We start from the raw sequence: 21,492 nt of genomic DNA on the forward strand, positions 1-21,492 counted from the left end.
CCACGTCCGGCCTGTGAGCACGTACGGTACGCCCACACGCAGGCGCGACGGCCGGGCACATTCGGGGACCACCGGGACACCGGGAAGGGGCAGCGGGTTGACCACGCACGCACCACAGACGGCGCAGTCCGTGACGCTGCCCGCCTCGCTCGACGAGGCCGTGGCGGCGCTCACGGCGATGCCGGCCGCCGTCCCCGTCGCCGGTGGCACCGACCTGATGGCCGCCGTCAACAAGGGTCAGCTCCGCCCCGCCGGACTCGTCGGCCTCAGCCGCATCAACGAGATCCGCGGCTGGCAGTACCAGGACGGCCACGCCCTCCTCGGCGCGGGCCTCACCCACGCCCGCATGGGCCGCCCCGACTTCGCCGCCCTCATCCCCGCCCTCGCCGCCGCCGCCCGCGCCGCGGGACCGCCCCAGATCCGCAACGCGGGCACCCTCGGCGGCAACGTCGTCACCGCCGCGCCCACCGGCGACTCGCTGCCCGTCCTCGCCGCCCTGGAGGCCGACCTCGTCGTCCTCGGGCCGCTCGGCAGCCGCGAGATCCCCGTCTCCCACCTGCTCGCGGGCCGCGACCTGCTCGCCCCCGGCGAACTCGTCGCCTTCGTCCGCGTCCCGCTGCTCCACGCCCCTCAGGTCTTCGTCAAGGCCACCGGCCGCACCGGCCCGGCCCGCGCCACCGCGTCCGTCGCCGTCGTCCTCGACCCGGCCCGGCGCGGTGTCCGCTGCGCGGTCGGCGCCGTCGCCCCGATGCCGCTGCGCCCGCTGGAGGCCGAGCGCTGGATCGCCTCGCTCGTGGACTGGGACAACGACCGGGGTCTGGCCCCCGAGGCGCTGGCGGCGTTCGGCGAGTACGTCGCCGCCGCCTGCATCCCTGACCCGCCGGGCGACGAGGCGTTGCCCCCGGCCGTACTGCACCTGCGGCGCACGGTCGCCGCACTCGCCCGACGGGCACTGGGGAGGGCACTGTCGTGAGCAACGAACAGCAGGGGAACCAGGGCGGGAGCCCCGGCGGCTGGGAGCCGATCCCGCAGAGCGAGGGGTACGACGGCGACGCGACGGCCTTCGTCCAGCTCCCGCCGGACTTCATGCTGGAGGGCGTCCCGCTGGAGGCCCCCGGCCACGGCTACGTACCGCCGATGATCACCCCGCTCCAGCCGCTCGCCCCGATGACCCCGGACGGCCCGGCGGCCACCGGCGGCTGGCCGGCCCACGTCCCGGCACCGGCGGAGCAGCCCCCCTACCAGGAGCAGGTCCCGTACTTCGACGCCTCCGCGTACGGGCGGTACGCCGAGCGGACGGCCCCCTACCCGGCGCCGTCCGGCCAGGGCGACCCGCACGCCACGGCGGAGTGGCACTTCCCGGAGACGACGGCCCCCGACCCGGGCGCCACCGGCCAGTGGACGGTGCCGGACGCGCCGCGACCGGACGAGGAGCCGGGCGGCTTCGCCGCGTCGGCCGTCCGCCCCTACGCCGAGGCCCCCGCGACCCTGCCGGGCGGCGCCCCGGCGCCGTGGGCGCTGCAGGAGGAACCGGCGCCCGCCCGCCCCGGCGACGCCGGAGCCTCACCGGCGGCGGAGCACACGCGGACGGCGGAGCGGCCCGTCCCAGGACAGGGGCCGGAGCACGGGCCCGAGCACGGGCCCGAGCGGGATTCCGGCGCGGCCCGGACCTCCGGCGCGGCCCACGGGACCGGGCACGCGGCCCAGCAGGGCACGGCGCCGGTACAGGAGCGCCCGCCGGTGCCGGGCGACGGGCCGACGCACGGCTCCGTCCCCCCGCGGGGGCAGGCCCCGGAGCACGGTTCCGGCGGGGCGCACGGTCCCGGTGAGGCTCACGGTCCGGGCGAGGTCCACGAGGCTGCCGGTCCGGTCCGGGGGAGCGACCCCGGCCACACGGCCGATGCCCTCCACACGGCCGACGCCCTCCACGGGGCCGGTGAGGTGCACGAGTTGGGCGAGACCCACGCGGTCGAGCCCGTACACGCGTCCGGCGAGACCCACGGGGCCGACGAGCCCGGGGAGGCCGGTCACGCGCACGGGGCCGGGGACGTCCACGGGCCCGGGGACATTCATGGGCCAGGCGGGAGCGCCGGAGCGGGTGAGCCGCACGGGTCCTCCGAGGTCCACGGGTCCGCCCACCTGCACGGACCGTCCGACCTGCACGGCCCGTCCGACCTCCACGGCCCGTCCGACCCTCACGGGCCGTTCGGCTCCCACGCGCCCGCCGTACCCCACGGGCCCTCCGCGGCCCACCCGTCCGACCCCGTCCCCGGTCCCGGTCCCGACTCCGGCCAGGACTCCCCGTCCGGGCCCGGCTCCGGGCGGGCGGCCGAGCACGGGGAGGAGCACGCGGGTGACTCCATGGGCGACTCCGTGGGCGACCTGGGCGACCACGGAGCGGGTGGTTCCGTGGGGCAGCACGCGGGCGGGCGGCAGCCCGAGCCCGACCGTCCCTCCGAGCCCGCCCCTCCGTCGTCCGAGCCCGCCCGTCCGCAGGTCCCCGGGCAGGCGACCGGTCCCGGGGAGGTGACCGGTCCCGTCGTCCCCGAGCCCGGGACCGACCCCGTCCCCGTGCCCGAACCCGCCGCGGGGCCCTTCGCGTCCACCGACAGCGACGAGCACCCCCACACCTCGTACACCCTGCGGGTCAACGGCACCGACCGGCCCGTCACCGGGTCCTGGATCGGCGAGTCCCTGCTCTACGTGCTGCGCGAGCGGCTCGGCCTCGCGGGCGCCAAGGACGGCTGCTCACAGGGCGAGTGCGGCGCGTGCAACGTGCAGGTCGACGGCCGTCTCGTCGCCTCCTGCCTGGTCCCGGCGGCCACCGCGGCGGGCAGCGAGGTCCGGACCGTCGAGGGCCTCGCGTCCGACGGCGAACCCTCGGACGTGCAGCGGGCGATGGCCAAGTGCGGCTCCGTGCAGTGCGGCTTCTGCATCCCCGGCATGTGCATGACCGTGCACGACCTCCTGGAGGGCAACCACGCCCCCACCGAACTGGAGGCGCGCCAGGCCCTCGCGGGCAACCTGTGCCGCTGCTCCGGCTACCAGAACGTGCTCGCGGCCGTACAGGAGGTCGTCGCCGGACGCGAGGCGGCCACCGCCGCCGCGCACGAGCCCGCCGACGGACCCCGGATCCCGCACCAGATTCCCCCCACGCACGACGGAGGCATGGCGTGAGCAGCGACGCGACCACCGCCATTCCCACGCTCCCCGACCTCTCGGGCGCCCCGGCCGGGGAACCCGCCGCGCACGGACTCGGGATCTCGCTCCCGCAGGCCGAGGCCCGCGCGAAGACCGAGGGCACCTTCCCGTACGCCTCCGACCTGTGGGCCGAGGGCCTGCTCTGGGCGGCGATCCTGCGCTCCCCGCACCCGCACGCGCGCGTGCTGTCGGTCGACACCAGCGCCGCCGCCGCGATGCCGGGCGTCCGCGCCGTGGTGACCGCCGCCGACGTGCCGGGCGCCGCGACCTACGGCCGCCGGGTCGCCGACCGGCCCGTCTTCGCCTCCGACCTGGTCCGCCACCACGGCGAGGCGCTCGCCGCCGTCGCCGCCGACCACCCGGACACGGCCCGGCTCGCCGCCGCCGCGATCACCGTCGAGTACGAGGTCCTCGAACCGGTGACCGACCCGGAGAAGGCCTTCGCCGCCGAACCCCTGCACCCCGACGGGAACCTGATCCGGCACATCCCGCTGCGCTTCGGCGACCCGACGGCGGTCGGCGAGGTCGTCGTCGAGGGCCTGTACCGGATCGGCCGCCAGGACCCGGCGCCCATCGGAGCCGAGGCCGGTCTCGCCGTGCCCCGGCCCGACGGAGGCGTCGAGCTGTACACCGCCTCCACCGACCCGCACACCGACCGCGACCTGGCCGCCGCCTGCTTCGGACTGCCGCCGGAGCAGGTCAAACTGGTCGTCACCGGCGTCCCCGGCGCCACCGGCGACCGCGAGGATCCCGGCTTCCAGATCCCGCTGGGCCTGCTCGCGCTGCGCACCGGCTGCCCGGTGAAGCTCACGGCCACCCGCGAGGAGTCCTTCCTCGGCCACGCCCACCGCCACCCCACCCTGCTGCGCTACCGGCACCACGCCGACGCGGAGGGACGCCTGGTGAAGGTCGAGGCGCAGATCCTCCTCGACGCGGGTGCCTACGCGGACTCCTCGTCCGAGTCCCTCGCGGCGGCGGTCGCCTTCGCCTGCGGCCCGTACGTCGTCCCGCACGCCTTCGTCGAGGGCTGGGCGGTCCGTACGAACAACCCGCCGTCCGGCCACGTGCGGGGCGAGGGCGCGATGCAGGTGTGCGCGGCCTACGAGGCGCAGATGGACCGGCTGGCCGCGAAACTGGGCGTCGACCCGGCCGAGCTGCGGATGCGGAACGTCATGGCGACCGGCGACATCCTGCCCACCGGACAGACCGTGACCTGCCCGGCCCCGGTGGCGGAACTCCTCTCCGCCGTACGGGAATTCCCGCTGCCGCCGCTCCCCAAGGACACCCCGGAGGGCGACTGGCTGCTGCCCGGCGGCCCGGAGGGCGCGGGCGAGCCCGGCGCGGTCCGGCGGGGCGTGGGATACGCGCTCGGCATGGTCCACATGCTGGGCGCGGAGGGCACCGACGAGGTCTCGACGGCGACCGTACGGGTCCACGAGGGCGCGGCCACCGTCATCTGCTCGGCGGTCGACACCGGTTCGGGCTTCTCGACGCTCGCCCGGCAGATCGTGCAGGACACCCTCGGCATCGAGGAGGTCCACGTGGCACCCGTGGACACGGACCAGCCCCCGGCGGGACCGTCGGCGCACGGCCGTCACACCTGGGTGTCGGGCGGGGCGGTCGAGCGGGCCGCGAAGATGGTGCGGACCCAGCTCCTCCAGCCGCTGGCCCACCAGTTCGGCATGTCCACGGAGCTGCTCCAGATCAACGACGGCAAGATCACCTCGTACGACGGGGTCCTCTCCACGACGGTCACGGAGGCGCTGGACGGCAAGGAGCTGTGGGCGACCGCCCAGTGCCGCCCCCATCCGACCGAGCCGCTGGACGAGGCGGGCCAGGGCGACGCGTTCGTGGGCCTCGCGTTCTGCGCGATCCGCGCCGTGGTCGACGTGGACATCGAGCTGGGGTCGGTACGGGTCGTGGAGATGGCCGTCGCCCAGGACGTCGGCCGGGTCCTCAACCCGGCCCAGCTGGCCGCCCGGATCGAGGCGGGCGTCACCCAGGGCGTCGGCGCGGCCCTCACGGAGAACCTCCGTACGGCCCGGGGTCTGGTCCGCCACCCCGACTTCACGGGCTACGCACTCCCGACATCCCTGGACGCCCCGGACATTCGCATCGTGAAACTGGTCGAGGAGCGGGACGTCGTCGCGCCCTTCGGCGCGAAGGCGGCGAGCGCGGTCCCGGTCGTCACCTCACCCGCCGCAGTGGCCTCAGCCGTGCGCGCGGCGACGGGACGCCCGGTCAACCGCCTCCCGATCAGGCCCCAGGCCGCCGTCGCCGTGTCCCCTTCGTGACCGTGCGATGCCGGTTGCTTGTGCAACCGGGAGGTGCGGACTGTCGTCGTTCCTGGCTACAGTGAACTTCTAGACCCGACAGGAGGGCGTCCCGGCTGTCCCGGACGCCCTGCCATGGCGGTTCACGGGGGAGGAACGCGGGCATGAGGCCCTATGAGGCTGGAATGTACGGCATGAGCAGGGAAGCCGTGCTCTACAACTCGGAGTCCATGACCGAGTTCAAGGCGAGCATCGACGGTCTGATCACCAAGCTCACCTCTTCGGAGGCCGACAAGGGCAAGATGAAGTCGGACCCGGTGGTGCGCGCCCAGTTCGGCGGCGGCGGCGCCGCCTGGTCCGAGGCCGCCGGCGTGTACGACGCGTACAACGCGGTGCTCAAGCAGCTGGTCGAACTCTCCGGTCTGCTGCGCGACTGCCTGGAGGGCCTCGGCATCGCGGTCGTCGCGTCCAAGGACGGCTTAGAGCAGCTGGACGAGGACACCCGGTACAAGATGCTCCAGATCCACCAGCGGACCGAGGACGCCAAGCGCCAGGCCGATGTCGAGGCCGGGCGGGTGCCCGTCAGCACGGGCAGCGGGGCGACCGAAGGCGGCGGCACCTTCAAGTAGCGCGCCGGGGACGGGAAACAGAAGGACACACGGGGGAAGAGGCGAAGGATGAGGCCTGCAGAGGGTGGCGGAGGCGGGGGCACCGACTTCCGTTCGATGTCCCACCAGCAGATGCTGGCATGGCTGGACGAGGCCAGCTCGTTCTCCGTGGGGAACGCGGCGGGCCGCCTGAAAGAGGCGTCCGAGGAGATGCACCGCATCGCCGCGCAGCTCAAGAACCGCACCGGCCGGGTCGAATGGGAGGGCGAGGCGGAGAAGGCGTTCAACACGTGGGCCGAGAGCGTCGTCAGCTCCACCCACTCCCTGGGCACCTACGGCTCCGACGCGGCCACCTGGATGGACCACGCGGCCCAGGCCATCGCCACCGCGCAGAGCGCCACGCCCCGTTACACCTCGCACGCCGCCGCCAAGGAGAACCTGGCGGCGGCGATCAAGTACCGCAACGACCCGGACGCGTCGACCGTCGCGAACAACGCCAAGAAGTCGATGGCCGCGAGCGAGGACCTCAAGGACATCGAGGCCAAGGAGCGCGCCAACCAGCAGGAGGCCGCCGCCGAACTGGAGAAGCTCTCCGGCGCGTACACCTGGTCCACGTACAACATGAAGGGCCTGGAACCGCCGACGTTTCCGCCGCCGCCGGGGGATTTCGTACCCGAGTACGTCGGTGGCATCAATGAGAACGGCACCTACGTCGGCCCCCCGGTCCGGGGCAGGCGGGGTGGTGGCAAGGACTCCACCACGGTGACCTACACGAGCACGGACGACCAGCCGGACGGCTCCCACGGGACCACCGGGACGAACGTCGTTCTGCCGTCGCAGGACACCACCGGGCCGACCCGGGTCGTCCGGCCCGAGGTCCGGCCCGACGTCCCCGTGGACCTGGGCATCGACAACGTGGACACCCTGCCGAACCCGACCACCACCGGCCCCGGCCCGACGCAGGCCGGACAGCCCCCGCTCACCAAGCCGGACGGCGGTACGCCTCCGCTCGTGCCCACCGGCATCCCTCCGCTCGGTGTGAAGGGCGTTCCCGGCCCGCCGGGTCCCACCGCTCCGGTCACGGGCGGCTCCGGCTCGCGCGGCCCGCTCACCACCAACCCGGTCACCGGTGGCCCGCGCGGACTCGGTCCGCTCGGGGGCGGCCCCCGCGAGGGCATCAGCGGCGGACGCGCCGTCCCCCAGACCACCGGCCGTCCCGCCACCGGCATTCCGCGCGGCACCGTCATCGGCGGCGAGCCGACCGGGCGCGGCGGCACGGGCGCGGGCATGGGACGTGGTCCCATGGGCGCTCCCGGCATGGGCGGTCCGATGGGCGGCGCGGGCACGGGCCAGAGCGGCATCAGCGGGGGACGCAGGCTCGCCGGGGAGACCGGCGGGGTCGTCGGCGGCAAGGCGCAGCGCGCCGGAGCGGTCGGCGGCACCGGACGTCCCTTCACGCCCGGCGGGTCCGGTCTCGTGCGCGGGAGCCAGGCGAAGCCCGACGAGCGCGAGGAGCGGAACGGAGAGCGTCCCGACTACCTGGTCGAGGACGAGGAGACCTGGCAGCAGGGCCGCCGCGTGGCGCCGCCCGTCATCGACTGATCAGCGCGAGGAAGCGGAAGCAGATGCCTACCAGCAGTGTTCGGCGGAGTCGTGCCCGGGTCACCGCCTCGGCCGCCTTGGGGATGCTGCTGGTCGGCATCGCCTCCGTCCCCGCCCACGCGGCCCGGGAACGGCAGTGGCAGCTGGACGCCATGGGCGCCGAGGAGATCTGGCAGCTCAGCACGGGCAAGGGCGTCACCGTCGCCGTCATCGACTCCGGCGTGGACAAGGACAACCCCGATCTCAGAGGGCAGGTCCTCAAGGGCAAGGACTTCGCCACGGGCGAGCCGGGCGACGAGTTCACCGACTACAGCGGTCACGGCACGGGCATGGCGGGACTCATCGCCGGTACGGGCGAACGCGAGGGCGGCAGCGGCGCGTTCGGGCTGGCGCCCGGCGCCAAGATCCTTTCGGTCCGGGTGCCGGGCGGCGAGACGGGTGAGAGCAGCCAGACCGAGGCGAACGACGAGTTCAACAAGGTCATGCCCCCGGCGATTCGGTTCGCCGCGGACTCCGGTGCCAAGGTCATCAACATTTCGATGGCCGCCTACGCGGGTTCCCAGGAGCTCACCGACGCGGTGAAGTACGCCCTGGACAAGGGGGCCCTGGTCTTCGCCGGTGTCGGCAACAGGGCGGAGAAGGGCAACCAACCGGCCTACCCGGCCAGCACCCCCGGCGTCGTCGGCGTGGGTGCCGTGGACGACAAGGCGGCGCGCATCCCGATCTCCCAGCACGGCCCGCAGGTCGATCTCGTCGCCCCCGGCAAGGACACCGTCCACGCCTGCGGCGGGGGGACCGGGGTCTGCCGGACCACCGGTACCAGTGACGCCACCGCCCTGGCCTCCGCCGCCGCCGCGCTGCTCTGGGCGAAGCATCCGGACTGGACCAACAACCAGGTTCTGAAGGTCATGCTGAACACGGTCGCCAAGCCCCTTGAGGGCGAGGCGCGCAGTGACTTCGTCGGTTACGGTGCCATCCGGCCGCTGCGGACGCTGAAGACGCCCGGCGACCCCGGGCCCGCCGACGTCCGGCCCATCGACGACCTCGCCGAGACCGCGACCCCCGGGCCGTCCGCCTCCGCCTCCGCACCGGGCGCACCGGCTCCCTCGGACACCTCCCCGGCGCCCGCCCCGCAGGCAGCCGCCGCCGACGCCGGGGGCGGCGGCACCGGACTCTGGATCGGCCTCGGCATCGCCGCCGCCGTCCTGCTCGCCGGGGCCGTCGCCGTGCCCGTACTCCGCTCGCGGCGCGGCTGAGCGACGCGGGGCAGGCACCCGGCCGGGGCCGGACCGGGGGCCGGACCGGGCGGGATCGGCCCAGGTCACGATCCCGGTCCCGATCCCGGCCCGCCCGGATCAGACCCCGTACACCGGCATCGCCGTGATCCGCCCGCCGCGTGCGAGGAACACGCGGTGGGCGGCGCTCGCCATCCGGTAGGGGCCCTCGCGCCGCATCCGTACGGTGAACAGGGCCTTGTGCGTGGTCTTGTGGACCACGCGGACGGTGCTGTCGTCCCCCTCGGGCAGCCAGACCGTCGCGCCCTCCACCACCGGCGCGGTGATGCCGCCCCGGACGTCCATGACCTCCATCCACTCCTGACCCGGGATGTCGATGCCGGTCAGGGTGCGGTAGCGGTGCGCCTGGTAGCCGTCGACGGCCACGACGGAGTCGCCGTCGGCGGCCGGACCGCCCCAGCCCGGTCCCTCGCCGGCCGGGTCGCCGGAGTCCTCCTTCCACAGGAGCTCGCCCCGGTCGAGCCGCCGGGCCATCAGCAGGGGGCCGCCCAGGTACACGGTGCCGCCGCCGATCGACGGTGCCTGGCCGTGGGTGCCCTGGCCCTCGACCGTCCAGACCGTCCTGCCCGTCGCCGTGTCGAGGGCCTCCACCCGCCCGTCCCCGCCGTGCACGACCAGCCGCCCACGGCCCACGGCGGCCTTCGCCGGGCCGTTCGGGGAGCGCGGCGACGGCATGGGGCGGGTCCAGGCGGTGGTGAGCGTCCAGGCGTCGACCGCCCGCAGTTCGTCGTCCTCGGTCACCAGGTAGACCCGGGTGCCGTCGGCGGCGAGGACGTCGACGACACCGTCACCGGTCCGCCAGACGGGGGCGCCGGAGGCGGCGGCGTACGCGTGCAGGGCGCCCTCCTTCCCGACGCCGACGACCAGCCGGTCCGCGACCGTGACGAGACCGGTGCCGGTGGCCACGTCCGGGGCCCGCCACCGCTCCGCGCCGTCCGTGACGGAGAGGGCGAGCAGCCCGCCCGTCCTCGCCCGCACGACCAGCACGTCCCGGACGGGCAGCGGGAGTCCGCCGTCCGGCGCGGCGACGTCGAGGGGGCCCCACAGGGGCTTCGGGACCTCGCCCGGCGCGGTGTCCACCGCCGAGAGGAACGCGGCCTCCGGGACCGCCGCCGCCGGTGGCACGTCGAACGCCGGAGGCTTCCCCTCCCGGCCCAGCCACCACCAGGCGCCCGTCCCGCCGCCCGCGCCCAGGACCGCCACGCCCGCCGCCCCGGTGAGGAAGCGGCGCCGGGACGGACCGGAGGACGGACCGGAGGGCGGCGCGGAGGCGTCCGGCGGCGCCACCAGCCGTCGTACGGCGGTCTCCCGCCGGGCGATGTCCTCCGCGAGCGGCCCCTCGCGCCAGACCCGGGAGGCGCCCTTCGGCGGCGCGAACGCCTCCGCGATCCGCACCGGGTGCGGGCGCAGCGCCGGGTCCTTCGCCAGACACGGCCCGATCAGCTTCCGGAGTTCCGGCGGCACCCCGCTCAGGTCCGGGTCGCCGTGCACCACCTCGTACTGGACCGCCGCCACGTGCCCGCCGTCGAAGGCGCGGCGCCCGCTCGCCGCGTACGCGAGGACCGCGCCGAGCGAGAAGACGTCGGAGGCGGGACCGACGCGCCGCCCCAGGGCCTGCTCGGGGGCTCCGTACCCGGGGGTGACGGGGATCTGGCCGGTCGTCGTGAGGGTGAGGCCGTGTTCGGGGCGCGCGATGCCGAAGTCGATGACGCGCGGGCCCGTCGAGGTGAGCACGATGTTCGCGGGCTTGAGGTCGCGGTGGACCAGTCCGGCCGCGTGGACGTCCCGCAGGGCGAGGGCGAGCCGGGCGGCCAGCGCGCGGACCGTGGGCACGTCCATCGGGCCGTACGCGCGGACGGCCTCGTCGAGCGTCGGCCCGGCCAGGAACTCGGCGGCGATCCACGGCCGTCCGCCCTCGGTCTCCGCCCCGAGGACCCGTGCCACGCCCTCGCCGGTGACGGCCCGCGCCATGGCGGCCTCGCGGACGAAACGCAGGGCGAGGTGCTGGTCGTGGGCGAGTTCGGGACGGAGGACCTTGACGGCGGCGGGCCGCCCCCCGGCGTCCCGGCCGACGTACACCTTGCCCATGCCGCCCTCGCCGAGGACACCGAGCAGACGGTACGGGCCGAGCCGGAGGGGGTCGCCGGTGGCGAGGGGCTGTGGGGTCATGGGGACTTCCAGGTCGGGACGGACGGAGAAGAGCGGGCGGAGGAGAGCGGAGGGAGGAGCCCGGCGGAGGGACGGACAGAAGGGTGGACGGAAGGGTGTGCGGAAGGGTGTGCGGAGGGACGGACCCGGGGCGTATCGAGGGCGGCGGACGCGGGTCACGCGTACGGCAGTGCCACCACGGAGGTCGCTCCCGCGCCGACGATCCGCCGTCCCGGGGCGTCGACGACGTACCGGGTGGCGTCCGTCGGGAAGACCCACGCCGAGCGGCGCGTCCGCCGGTCCACCGCGCTCAGTCCGCCCCGGACCGGCGCGTACACGTACCGGGTGCCGACCACCGGGACCGTGAGCAGTCCCGGGGTGAGGGCACGGCCGCCGGGTTCCTCCCGCCAGCGTTCCGCGCCCCGGTCGGCGCCGACGACGACGAGGCCCCGGCCCGCCTCGTTCGCGTGGACGAGGCCGCCCGACACGGCGGGGAGCCCGAAGGCGGAGCCCCGGCCGTACTCCCAGGCGACACCGCCGTCGGAGAGCCGCAGCGCGCGCAGCCGGTCGCCGCCGAGGTACAGGTGCCGGTCGTCGGCGGCGAGCTGGCCGGGCCGGTAGGACAGGGAATCGGGGAGCGGGAGGGTCCGCCGCCACAGCCGCCGCCCGGTGCGCAGGTCCCTCGCCTGGACGTCGAAGGAGGTCAGGTCGTCGCTGTTCTTGCCGAGGACCAGCCGGTCGCCGACGATCCGGCACAGCCAGGGGCGCACATTGCCCCACGCGTACGGCTGCCGCCAGACCTCCCGGCCGGTGCGCAGATCGACGGCGAGCAGGTGCCAGCCGGTCTCCCTCTCCCCGGGGTCCCTCACGTCCCTTTCGCCCCGCCGGGACGCCGCGTAGAGCACGCCCCCGGACGCGGTGAGGAGTTCCGTGCCGAACGGGGAGCCCTCGTACGCGTCGAGCACGATCGTCCGGGCCGCCTCCTCGCCGGTGCGGGCGGAGAGCGTGCGGACCACCAGGGCCGAGGTGCCGTCGGAGGGGTAGCCGGACGCGTAGAACAGGCCGCCGTCGGTGGTGATCTGCCGGGGGTCGCCCACCATCCGGTCCTCCCACAGCGCCCGCCCGTCCTTCGGGTCGAGGGCCCGGAACGACACCGTCTCCGCGACGCCCACGACACCCCCGGCGAGGAGCGGGGTGAGGCCTTCCTCGCGGTCCAGCGAGTCGCCCCGCCACAGGGCCGCGGGCGATCCGTCGGACGCGGTCGTCGCGGGGACCGCGGTGGGGCCGGTGGGGGCCGGTGCGCCGCCGGAGGAGTGCGGGATGTCCCGGGCCGCCATCCACGCCTTCAGGCCGACTCCGGCCCCGGCGACGCCGAGCAGGGTCGCGCCGCCGGTCAGGAGGAGGCGGCGGCGGGAGAGCGGGGGCGCCGCCGGTGCGGTCGCGGTGGCGACGGCGGGCGCGGGGGCCGGGAGGCGGTGCGGCGCGGGCAGCCAGACGTCGTGGGCGCGGCGGGCGATGTCGGCGAGCACCAGCGGCGGCAGGTGGTCGGCGAACTCGCCGTGGCCGTCGTGGAGCCGGTCGACCAGGACGGCGGTGGTGGGGCGGGCCGCCGGGTCCTTGGCGAGACAGGCCGTCAGGAGCGGCAGGAGGGATTCCGGTACGCCGGTGAGGTCGGGTTCGGCGTGCCGGACGCGGTACAGGAGGTCGGCGGGGGAGCCGGTGCCGAAGGGGCCGTGGCCGGTCGCGGCGAAGACGAGGACGCCCGCCAGCGCGAACACGTCTCCCGCGGGCGGGTGTTCCTGTCCGCCCGCCTGCTCGGGGGACATGAAGGCGGGCGTTCCGGCCGCCGCTCCGGTACGGGTGAGGTGGTCGTCGCCCGCCGCGCGGGCGATGCCGAAGTCGATGACCTTCGGGCCGTACGCGGTGACGAGGACGTTCGACGGCTTGAGGTCGCGGTGGACCACGTCCGAGGAGTGCAGCTGGGCGAGGGCTCCGGCGAGCGCGGCGCCGAGGGCGCGGACGGTCGGCTCGGGCAGGGGGCCGCCGAGCGCGACAGCGTCGTCCAGGGGCGGGCCGAGGACGTACTCGGTGGCCAGCCACGGGGTCCCGGCGAGCGGATCGGCGGCCACGACGGCCGCGCCGTGACGGGCGCCGATGATCCTGGCCGCGTCGGCTTCGAGCCGGAACCGGGCCCGGAACGCGGGGTCGGCGGCGAGCCGCGTGTGCACGGTCTTGAGCGCGACCGTACGGCCGCCGGGGGTGCGCGCCAGATAGACCGTGCCCATGCCGCCGGTGCCGAGGCGGGCGAGCAGACGGTACGAGGCGACGGCGACCGGGTCGTCGTGGGTCAGGGGCGACAGCATGGGAAGACGTCCGTCAGGTCCGGGAGCGGGGGATGGTCCATGGCCCCACCGGGGGAGGGGAGTTCGGTGGGGTGGGGGTGGTACGGCCCTGCTGGGGGCGGGAGTTAGGTGAGGTGAGGGTGGTGCGGCCTTACCGGGGGCGGGGGTTCCGTAAAGGAAGGGGCGCGCGGCCCATCAGAGGCAGAGGCCGGAGCCGGAGCGGGGGCCGGATCTGGGGCTGGGGCCGGGAGTTCGTCGGGGAGGGGAGCGAACGCCCTTTTCCTGTCCGGTGGTTCGGTGGAAGGAGGGTGCTCACGGTCCTGCCGGGACCGGGAGTTCCACCGCGAGGAGTTCCGCGGACTGGCGGGCCAGGGCCGCCACCACCCGGCCCGGCAGCCAGCCCGGGGCGAGCGGGGAACCGGCCGGGTCCAGCACGGTCCCGTGGGCGGTCGGCGGGGCGAGGGCGGAGACCAGGGCGGCGGCGGTGGGCCGGTCGGCCGGGTCGCGGGCCAGACAGGCGGAGATCACCGTCCGTAGCGCGGAGGGGAGTTCGTCCCGTTCGGGCACGGTGTGGCCGGTGGCGGCGTACGCGAGGACGACACCCAGCGCGAAGACGTCCCCCGGCGGGCGCGGGCGGCCCCCCGAGGACTGCTCGGGGGCGAGGGACCCCGGGTCGATGCCGGGCAGGCCGGTGCGCGGCTCGCCGTCGGCGGAGGCGGCCCGTACCGCCCCGTAGCAGGTCAGCCGGGGTCCGTCGGCGGTGAGGAGGACGGCGGCGGGGGAGACCCCGGCGTGGGTGAGGCCCTGGGCGTGCGCGGCGGCGAGGGCTTCGGCGAGAGGGGCGCCGAAGGCCCGGACGGTGGACTCGGGGAGCGGCCCGCCGTGCACGGCGAGGGCCACGGGCAGCGGCAGGGCGGGGACGTACGGGACGGCGTACCAAGGGGGTTCGCCGGGGGCGGCGGTCTCGGTGACGGGCGCGGTCCAGGGGCCGACGAGACGGCGGGCGGCGGTCGCCTCGGCGGCGAACCGGGCCGGGTCGGCGCCGGGCAGCGGGGCGCTGAGGAGTACGGTCCGCTCCCCGTCCGCCGTACGGGCGACGAACCGGCGGCAGGGCGGGGCGGGTCGGGGCGGATCGAGCCGGGTGATCAGCCGGTAGGGGCCGATGCGGCGGGTGGGATCGTGGGGGACGGGGACGGGGACGGGGACGTGAGGGGCGGGGACGGGAGGGGTGGGGACATGGAGGGCGGGGACGTGAGCGGGGCGGCCGGAGGCTCGCGGGCCGGGCTCGCGCGGGGGCGCGTGCTCCTGCCCCTCGTATCCCTGCCCCGTCCGCTCCACCGGCTCCACCGGCTGATCACCCGGCTCTGCCTGATCCGTCTGACCGGTCTGACCGGTCTGATCCATCTGATCCGTCTGATCTGCCTGTTCGGCGCGTGACCGCTCCACTGTTCCTTGTTCCCCGTTCCCCCGCCGTTCGTGCGCCCCGTGGCGACGGGGGCGGGCCGAGCCTACCGAGGAGGGGGGCGGCGGCCGTGCCCGGAGGGGGCGCCCGGAGGGGGGCGACGGCCCCGGGTCCGGGAAAAGTCCGGGCTGTCCGGGTTGCGAAGGTGAAGTGGGTGCGGGTACCGCGTGAAGATCTTCCGGACGGGGCGGAATCCGGGCCGACAGTGCTCGGACGGAGTGACCTCCGGCTACGATCGCGGTGCCTCCGCAGATGCCGAACTTGCGGGGGCGAAGCCCGAACGGGCGCGCGAGCACAGCGGTATCAGCGGGGGTGGAGCATGTCGTTCGAAGAGGAGTGGGCGTCCGTCCGGACCACGTCCACGGCCAACGTGACCATGCGGCTCAACCAGGTCCCTCCGGAGCCGGGCGGAAACGGCGGCGGGAACGCCGACCTCGGCGTCGACCAGGACAAGCTGGGGGCCATCGGCAGCGCCGCCCACGCACTGCACGGACGGCTCGCCAAGGACGGGAACCACGCCCGTACGAACACCACGGAGGCGGCGACGGGCATGTCCAGCCACGGCTTCCGCACCGGGTCCGCGATGGCGACCGTCCAGGAGACGTGGAGCTCGCAGCTGAACACGCTGCTCGACGCCTGCGCCAACATCTCCAACCACCTCGACTACAGCGCTGCCTCGCACGCGAAGGAAGAGGCGGACATCCAGGCGGCCCTCACGGCCTCCAGGATCAACGAGTACTTCAAGTAGGCGGGGGACCTGCTGTGCTGACCTTTGACAACGTGTACCAGGCGCCGCTGGACAAGATGAAGTCCGCCGCCGACGACTGGTCCACGATGAAGGGCAAGCTCGACAAGCTCGCCGAGGACGCCCGTACGACCATGGCGGCGAAGGCCAGGGACGACTACTGGCGCGGGGTGAACGCCGAGGTCACCAAGCCGTTCGTGGACAAGACGGCGAAGGAGTTCGACGACGCGTCGAAGGCCGCCGACGGCATCCACAAGGTCCTGCTCGACGGCTACAACGCCTTCAAGAAGGCGAAGGACGACCTCAAGACGATCGTCGAGACCGACGCCCCCGCCAAGCGCTTCAGGGTCACCTCCAGCGGGAAGGTCGAGGCCGTCGAACCGCTGTCGCAGACCAAGGACCAGGGGATGCGGCACGACCCCGACTTCCGGATGATGGTCAGCCAGGAGATCGCCGACATCGACGCGATGCAGCGGCGGATCGACGCGATCGTCGAGACCTGCGACGACGCCGACGAGTCCTGCTCCAACGCGCTCAAGGCCAACATCACCGGCGACAGGAACAACTTCAGCGCCCCGAAGTACGGCAGCCTCGACGCCGAGGAGGCGCAGCGCGCCGCCGACCTGGCCAAGAAGGGCCGGGACATCAGCCACGAGGAGCTGGTGCGGCTCAACGAGCTGCTCGGGGACAACAGCGGCTCGAAGGAGTTCTCCCGCACCTTCTACGACCACCTCGGCCCCAAGGGCGCCCTGGAGTTCTTCGGGCAGCTGTCCACGGACACGTACGAATACTCGAAGGTCGACAAGGAGCGCCTCGCCGACGTCCAGGCGCTCCAGAAGAACCTGGGCCTCAATCTGGCGACCGCCACGCAGGGCGGCGACGGGTGGACCGACAAGTGGTCCGCGGACATGCGGAAACTGGGCACCGAGCGCATCCCGCTGGCCAAGTACGACAACAACCCGGCGTACGGGTACCAGTTGCTCGGCGGCATCATGCGCTACGGCGACTACGACAAGAAGTTCCTGGTCCCGATCGCCGAACACGTCACCCAGCTCCACGCGAAGGACCCCTACCTCTTCGCCGACAGCAAGCCCCTGGGCGGCGGCTGGCTGAAGAACCAGTACAACCCCTCGGGCGTGAACGGCTCCGGCTTCGACCCGATGATCCCGATGCTGGAGGCCCTGGGCCACAGCCCGGAGGCGGCGAAGGACTTCTTCTCGAAGGACCCGACGTCGTACAACAAGGACGGGAGCGTCGGCGGGGACCTGAACCTGGGCAAGGACAAGAAGGGCGACCCGATCACGAACTACTTGGACGTCTTCGCGACGGACAAGTACGACTTCTTCCCTGACATCGACGGGCACCACCCGGACGACGCGAAGAAGTCCGCCGACTACATGCCCGACGCCCTCGGCCACGCCCTGGAGGCGGCGACGCTGGGCCACGCGTGGGACGACACCACGCCGGAGCTGAAGCGCGACGAGACCACGGCCGAGATCATGAAGCAGGTCGTGGAGAAGTACGGCGGCGACGCCGAACTGGTCAAGAAGTGGCAGTCCCCGCTGGCGGACAGTCTCGGCAACATGGGCGCCGGGTACATCGACGACCTCAACTGGGCCCTGGACAAGAACGTCACCGACAGCGTCCACGCTCCGACGAAGGACCAGTCGGCGCACCCCTCGTTCGGGCGACAGGCCGCCGTCGACTTCCTCAGCACCCTCGGGCAGCACCCCGACGCCTACGCCACGGTCTCCACGGCCGAGCGCCTCTACACCACCAGCGTCCTGGAGGCGCAGGTCGGCCCGGACGGCAAGATCGACGAGGGCCGGGCACGGGGAGCCGTGTACACGGGCGCGACCCTCCAGGGCCTGCTGGACGAGTCCCGTGGTGCCCAGGTCGAGGCCGAGGGCATCAAGAAGCACGAGGAGTACGAGAAGGCGCAGGCGGCCAAGGCGGGCTGGGTGGAGCTGGGCGCCACGGTCGGCATCGCCGCAGGTGTCGCCTTCCTGCCCGCGACCGCCGCCGTCGGCGCGGCGGCCGTCCTCGTGCCGCTGGCCGTCGACACCGGCTCCGGGGTCATGGAGCAGCTTGCCGGGCAGGTCATCGGCGACTGGTCGGACAAGTCCGTCGAGGACAACAAGGAGAAGATCGAGGACGACATCCACGACGACAAGAAGCTCATCTACACCCAGGGCCGTTTCAGTGCCGAATCTCCCATGGAGAGGTTCCTGCTGGAGCACCGCAGCCAGGTGAGCAGCGAATTCCGCCAGGACATGATCGAGTCCGTGGGCAGCGGCTATCTCGGCGGCAACGCCCACGCCAGGCAGACCGGCAACGCCCCCGAGACCGGCTGACCCCCGTACCCCTTCGCGAGGAATCCCGATGAGAAGAGTGTCCGCGTCCGTCTCGACCGTGCTGGCCCTCGGGCTGCTCCTCACCGCGTGCGGGGGCGGTGGGGAGCGGCAGGTCGCCGAGAGGTGCGACGGCACCCTGTCGCCCGAGGCGGTCACGGCGCTCGGGTCCTTGCTGGGCACCGAGGAGTTCCGCATGGGGGGCGTCGGTCTCGACCGGATCACCGAGGCGCTGATCGAGGACCAGGCGACCCTGGGCAGGGGGCCGGGCCAGCCCGATCTGTGCGAGGCGACCGCCGAGGGCGGCGCGCGGAGCGAGGTGAAGATCGACGCGGTCCTGTACGGTCCGGGCGACCTGTACGACGACGGCACCAAGTGGCAGGACCAGGGGCGCCACCTCTACGCGATGGGCCGTGAGGCGAGCGCGGACAACAAGGACGCGCACCTTTTCGTCGGGTGTTCCAGCCCCCGGCTGAAGGGCTCCGACAAGGAGCCCGCCCCGCTCCACGGGATGATCGAATTCGACGACCGGGGCAAGGGCGCGTACCCCCGGAACACTCCCGCCACCCGCGAGGCGTACCTCACCGTCCTGCATTCGGTGACGCTGGCGGTCGTGCGGAAGCTGGGCTGCGAGAACGACGCGGGGCTGCCCGAGAAGCCCGTGTTCGAGACGAAGAAGTGGCGCGGGGAGCGGTAGGGGCCGCTCCGTCGCCCCCCGGTCCGGTCCTCGGCCGTCCGCGTGGCCGGGGCGGGCGGCGGGACGCGGTCCGACGGGCCGATGCGGATCGGCTGGGTGAGCGGGACCGGTACGAGGGCGGCGGCGAGGACCGGGAGCGAGACTTGACCGCCCCGCGCCTGGAGCGGCCGGGCGGCAGGCCCGGGCGAGGCCCACGCCGCCGGGTCCGCGTCCGGCTCGATCGTTCATGGCCTGGCCGCGCGGCACGGGCCGCCGCGGCTCGGGGAGATCCCGTGGACGGGACCTGGTGGAGACCGTGATCGGAATCGAACCGACGTAACTCGCTTTGCAGGCGAGCCCCTCAACCACTCGGGCACACGGTCGTGCGGTGTTCTGGGTACGACCGTAGGGCGGGGACGGGAGGGGCTCAAGAGGGGCCCGGGGTGTGCCACGGGACTGACATGCCGCTGCCACACTCCGTTCATGGTCGTACGACCGACGACCGAGGGCGAACGGGACTCCTGACAGGCGCCATCACCGGAAACACCTCTTACTCTGGGGGAATGAGCGCCCTCGAACCCCGCGACGCCGCGGACCCCGGCACCGTCGTCGATCTCCCGCCGGACCCGGCACCCCGCGCGACCGCGGGGGACGCCGGGGGGTCCGTCCTCGACTCCGCCCACCGGGCGCTCAGCATCGGGATCGTCTCCGTCGTCCTGCTCATCGCCTTCGAGGCGACCGCCGTCGGCACGGCCATGCCCGTCGCCGCCCGCGAGCTGAACGGCGTGTCCGTCTACGCCTTCGCCTTCTCCGCGTACTTCACCACCAGCCTCTTCGCCATGGTCCTCGCCGGACAGTGGTCCGACCGGCGCGGGCCGCTCGCGCCCCTCGCCGCGGGCATCAGCGCCTTCGCCGCCGGACTGCTGCTCTCCGGCACCGCCGGGGCCATGTGGCTGTTCATCCTCGGCCGGGCCGTGCAGGGCCTCGGCGGCGGGCTCGTCATCGTCGCGCTGTACGTGATCGTCGGCCGGGCCTACGCGGAACACCTCCGGCCCGCGATCATGGCCGCCTTCGCCGCGAGCTGGGTCATACCCTCCGTCGTCGGCCCCCTCGCCTCCGGCACGGTCACCGAGCACCTCGGCTGGCGCTGGGTCTTCCTCGGCATCCCCGCCCTCGTCGTCTTCCCGCTGGCCCTCGCGCTCCCCGCGATCCGCCGCACCGCCTCGGGCCCCGCCGACCCGGCCGCGCCCGTCGCCGCCTGGGACCGGCGCCGCATCGGGCTGGCGCTCGCGATCTCGGCGGGCGCCGCGCTCCTCCAGTACGCGGGCCAGGAACTGCGCTGGCTCTCCCTCCTCCCGGCCGTCGCGGGCGTCGCGCTCCTGGTGCCCGCCGTCCGGGGCCTGCTCCCGCACGGCACCTACCGGGCGGCCCGCGGCCTGCCCTCGGTGGTCCTGCTGCGCGGCATCGCCGCCGGTGCCTTCATCGCGGCCGAGTCGTTCGTACCGCTGATGCTGGTCACCCAGCGGGGTCTGAGCCCCACCCTGGCCGGTCTCTCGCTCGCCATGGGCGGCCTCACCTGGGCGCTCGGCTCCTGGATCCAGGCCCGGCCGTGGACGGAGCCGTACCGGGAGCGGCTCGTCGTCCTCGGCATGGTCCTGGTCGCGCTCGCCATCGCCACGGCGCCGACCGTGCTGATCACGGCCGTGCCCGTCTGGGTCCTCGCGGTCGCCTGGGCGCTGGGCTGTCTCGGCATGGGCGCGGTGATCGCCTCGACGAGCGTGCTGCTCATGAAGCTGTCCGCGCCGGACGAGGTGGGCGCGAACTCCGCCGCGCTGCAGATCTCCGACGGCCTCTCCAACGTCCTGCTGCTCGCCGCGGGCGGCGCGGCCTTCGCGGCGCTCGGCGGCGGCGCGGTGGGCCACGCGGTCACGGCCGCGACGTCCACGGGCTCCCACCCGGGGGCCTTCACGGTGGTGTTCCTGCCGATGGCGGGCGTGGCGGCGGTGGGCGCCTGGGTGGCGACCCGGCTCCACGGCACGGAGCCCCGCGACTGACGTCCGGGGCCGGGCCGTAGGGCGGGCCGGGCCTGTGCGGCTGGCCGTACGGCTGGCCTGTACGGCGGGCCCGTACGGGGGGGGAAACGCGGTACCGCTCCGGCCCCACCGCTCGGTACCGTTCCGGCATGGCCTTGAACCCGCGCTTCCACGACGACCGGACCGAGGTGCCCGAGCCGCGCGCCGAGCAGGAGGGCGCGAGCACGGACGCCCTCGCCCCGCACGCCGTCGACGACCGTCTCGCGCGCACCGCCCGGGAGGCGATCGTGCGCGGGGCGGCCATGGAGCAGGCGGCCAAGTGGCACGAGCTGATGGAGCGGCTCAAGTGAGCGCCGTCCACCTGTCCGCAGAGGAGACCCTGATCGTCGCCGAGCACGCCGTGGACGACCAGGATGTCGTCGTGCGCGACGCCGGGCTGCTCGACTCGGCGGTGCACCGCCCGGCCGCCGCCATGTTCGGCGAGGAGGCGTATCCCGAGCTCCTCGACAAGGCCGCCGCGCTCCTCCAGTCCCTCGCGGTGAACCATCCCTTCCTCGACGGGAACAAGCGCACCGCCTGGCTGTCCTGCGTCACGTTCCTCGCCCTGCACGGCGTCCAGCTCCGCCCCGACATCGACACGGCGGAACGCCTGGTCATCGCCGTGGCGACCGGGGAGACCGACGAGGTGGGGGCCATCGCGGACGGTCTGCGGGAGCTGACCGGTCCCGGTCCGGTGACCTGACCGGTCCCGGCCCG

The 21,492-nt window shown here is 74.4% G+C and carries 15 protein-coding genes and 1 tRNA gene; 12 read left to right on the forward strand and 4 right to left on the reverse strand.

Annotated elements, in window-relative coordinates:
• Nucleotides 1-97: 97 nt before the first annotated feature.
• The 6 genes from ACFXGN_RS26740 (at nucleotide 98) to mycP (ending at nucleotide 8,940) form a co-directional block, all read left to right on the forward strand.
• Nucleotides 98-973, forward strand: coding sequence for an FAD binding domain-containing protein (locus tag ACFXGN_RS26740; RefSeq protein WP_351782883.1), 876 nt, complete (start codon nucleotides 98-100; stop codon nucleotides 971-973).
• Nucleotides 970-3,177 (forward strand): 2Fe-2S iron-sulfur cluster-binding protein, encoded by a 2,208-nt coding sequence (locus ACFXGN_RS26745; protein WP_384864033.1) that lies wholly within the window; start codon nucleotides 970-972, stop codon nucleotides 3,175-3,177. Before ACFXGN_RS26740 ends, ACFXGN_RS26745 begins: the two co-directional genes overlap by 4 nt.
• Nucleotides 3,174-5,495 (forward strand): xanthine dehydrogenase family protein molybdopterin-binding subunit, encoded by a 2,322-nt coding sequence (locus ACFXGN_RS26750; protein ID WP_384864036.1) that lies wholly within the window; start codon nucleotides 3,174-3,176, stop codon nucleotides 5,493-5,495. Before ACFXGN_RS26745 ends, ACFXGN_RS26750 begins: the two co-directional genes overlap by 4 nt.
• A 173-nt stretch (nucleotides 5,496-5,668) precedes the next feature.
• Complete coding sequence (locus ACFXGN_RS26755; RefSeq protein ID WP_384864038.1) at nucleotides 5,669-6,103, forward strand: hypothetical protein; 435 nt, start codon at nucleotides 5,669-5,671, stop codon at nucleotides 6,101-6,103.
• Nucleotides 6,104-6,151: 48 nt separating this feature from the next.
• A complete protein-coding gene (locus ACFXGN_RS26760) occupies nucleotides 6,152-7,684 on the forward strand; it encodes a WXG100 family type VII secretion target (protein WP_384864041.1) in 1,533 nt (510 codons plus the stop codon).
• Nucleotides 7,685-7,707: 23 nt separating this feature from the next.
• Nucleotides 7,708-8,940, forward strand: coding sequence for a type VII secretion-associated serine protease mycosin (gene mycP / locus ACFXGN_RS26765; protein WP_384864044.1), 1,233 nt, complete (start codon nucleotides 7,708-7,710; stop codon nucleotides 8,938-8,940).
• 99 nt (nucleotides 8,941-9,039) lie between these two features.
• Here mycP and ACFXGN_RS26770 read toward each other — a convergent pair whose 3' ends face one another.
• The 3 genes from ACFXGN_RS26770 to ACFXGN_RS26780 all read right to left on the reverse strand — a co-directional run bounded on the left by ACFXGN_RS26770 (nucleotide 9,040) and on the right by ACFXGN_RS26780 (nucleotide 14,633).
• Complete coding sequence (locus tag ACFXGN_RS26770) at nucleotides 9,040-11,148, reverse strand: serine/threonine-protein kinase (RefSeq protein ID WP_384864046.1); 2,109 nt, start codon at nucleotides 11,146-11,148, stop codon at nucleotides 9,040-9,042.
• A gap of 155 nt (nucleotides 11,149-11,303) precedes the next feature.
• Nucleotides 11,304-13,490: a PQQ-binding-like beta-propeller repeat protein gene (locus ACFXGN_RS26775; protein ID WP_384864049.1), complete on the reverse strand. Its 2,187-nt coding sequence runs from the start codon at nucleotides 13,488-13,490 to the stop codon at nucleotides 11,304-11,306.
• Nucleotides 13,491-13,781: 291 nt separating this feature from the next.
• Entirely contained in the window at nucleotides 13,782-14,633 is an 852-nt protein-coding gene (locus ACFXGN_RS26780) for a serine/threonine protein kinase (protein WP_384864116.1), read from the reverse strand.
• Between the two features lie 617 nt (nucleotides 14,634-15,250).
• On the opposite strand from ACFXGN_RS26780, the gene ACFXGN_RS26785 reads away from it, so the two are divergent.
• Genes ACFXGN_RS26785 through ACFXGN_RS26795 form a run of 3 tightly spaced genes read left to right on the forward strand, consistent with a single transcriptional unit; the run spans nucleotide 15,251 to nucleotide 18,724 of the window.
• Nucleotides 15,251-15,679 carry a hypothetical protein gene (locus ACFXGN_RS26785; protein WP_384864052.1) on the forward strand — a complete coding sequence of 143 codons (429 nt, stop codon included), beginning with the start codon at nucleotides 15,251-15,253 and terminating at the stop codon, nucleotides 15,677-15,679.
• Between the two features lie 14 nt (nucleotides 15,680-15,693).
• Nucleotides 15,694-18,030: a hypothetical protein gene (locus ACFXGN_RS26790; RefSeq protein ID WP_384864055.1), complete on the forward strand. Its 2,337-nt coding sequence runs from the start codon at nucleotides 15,694-15,696 to the stop codon at nucleotides 18,028-18,030.
• A gap of 28 nt (nucleotides 18,031-18,058) precedes the next feature.
• Nucleotides 18,059-18,724, forward strand: coding sequence for a hypothetical protein (locus tag ACFXGN_RS26795; protein WP_384864058.1), 666 nt, complete (start codon nucleotides 18,059-18,061; stop codon nucleotides 18,722-18,724).
• Between the two features lie 287 nt (nucleotides 18,725-19,011).
• Here ACFXGN_RS26795 and ACFXGN_RS26800 read toward each other — a convergent pair.
• A tRNA-Cys gene (locus tag ACFXGN_RS26800) sits at nucleotides 19,012-19,086 on the reverse strand.
• A 180-nt stretch (nucleotides 19,087-19,266) separates the two neighbouring features.
• On the opposite strand from ACFXGN_RS26800, the gene ACFXGN_RS26805 reads away from it, so the two are divergent.
• From ACFXGN_RS26805 to ACFXGN_RS26815, 3 genes are all read left to right on the forward strand, one after another.
• On the forward strand, nucleotides 19,267-20,757 hold the full coding sequence (locus ACFXGN_RS26805; RefSeq protein WP_384864061.1) for an MFS transporter: 1,491 nt from the start codon (nucleotides 19,267-19,269) through the stop codon (nucleotides 20,755-20,757).
• Nucleotides 20,758-20,885: 128 nt separating this feature from the next.
• The gene (locus tag ACFXGN_RS26810; RefSeq protein WP_384864064.1) at nucleotides 20,886-21,086 is read left to right on the forward strand and encodes a CopG family transcriptional regulator; all 201 of its coding nucleotides are present in this window, start codon (nucleotides 20,886-20,888) and stop codon (nucleotides 21,084-21,086) included.
• A complete protein-coding gene (locus tag ACFXGN_RS26815) occupies nucleotides 21,083-21,478 on the forward strand; it encodes a type II toxin-antitoxin system death-on-curing family toxin (protein ID WP_384864067.1) in 396 nt (131 codons plus the stop codon). Before ACFXGN_RS26810 ends, ACFXGN_RS26815 begins: the two co-directional genes overlap by 4 nt.
• Nucleotides 21,479-21,492 lie beyond the last annotated feature (14 nt).

The organism is Streptomyces sp. NPDC059247, from assembly GCF_042754005.1.
Taxonomy (GTDB): domain Bacteria; phylum Actinomycetota; class Actinomycetes; order Streptomycetales; family Streptomycetaceae; genus Streptomyces.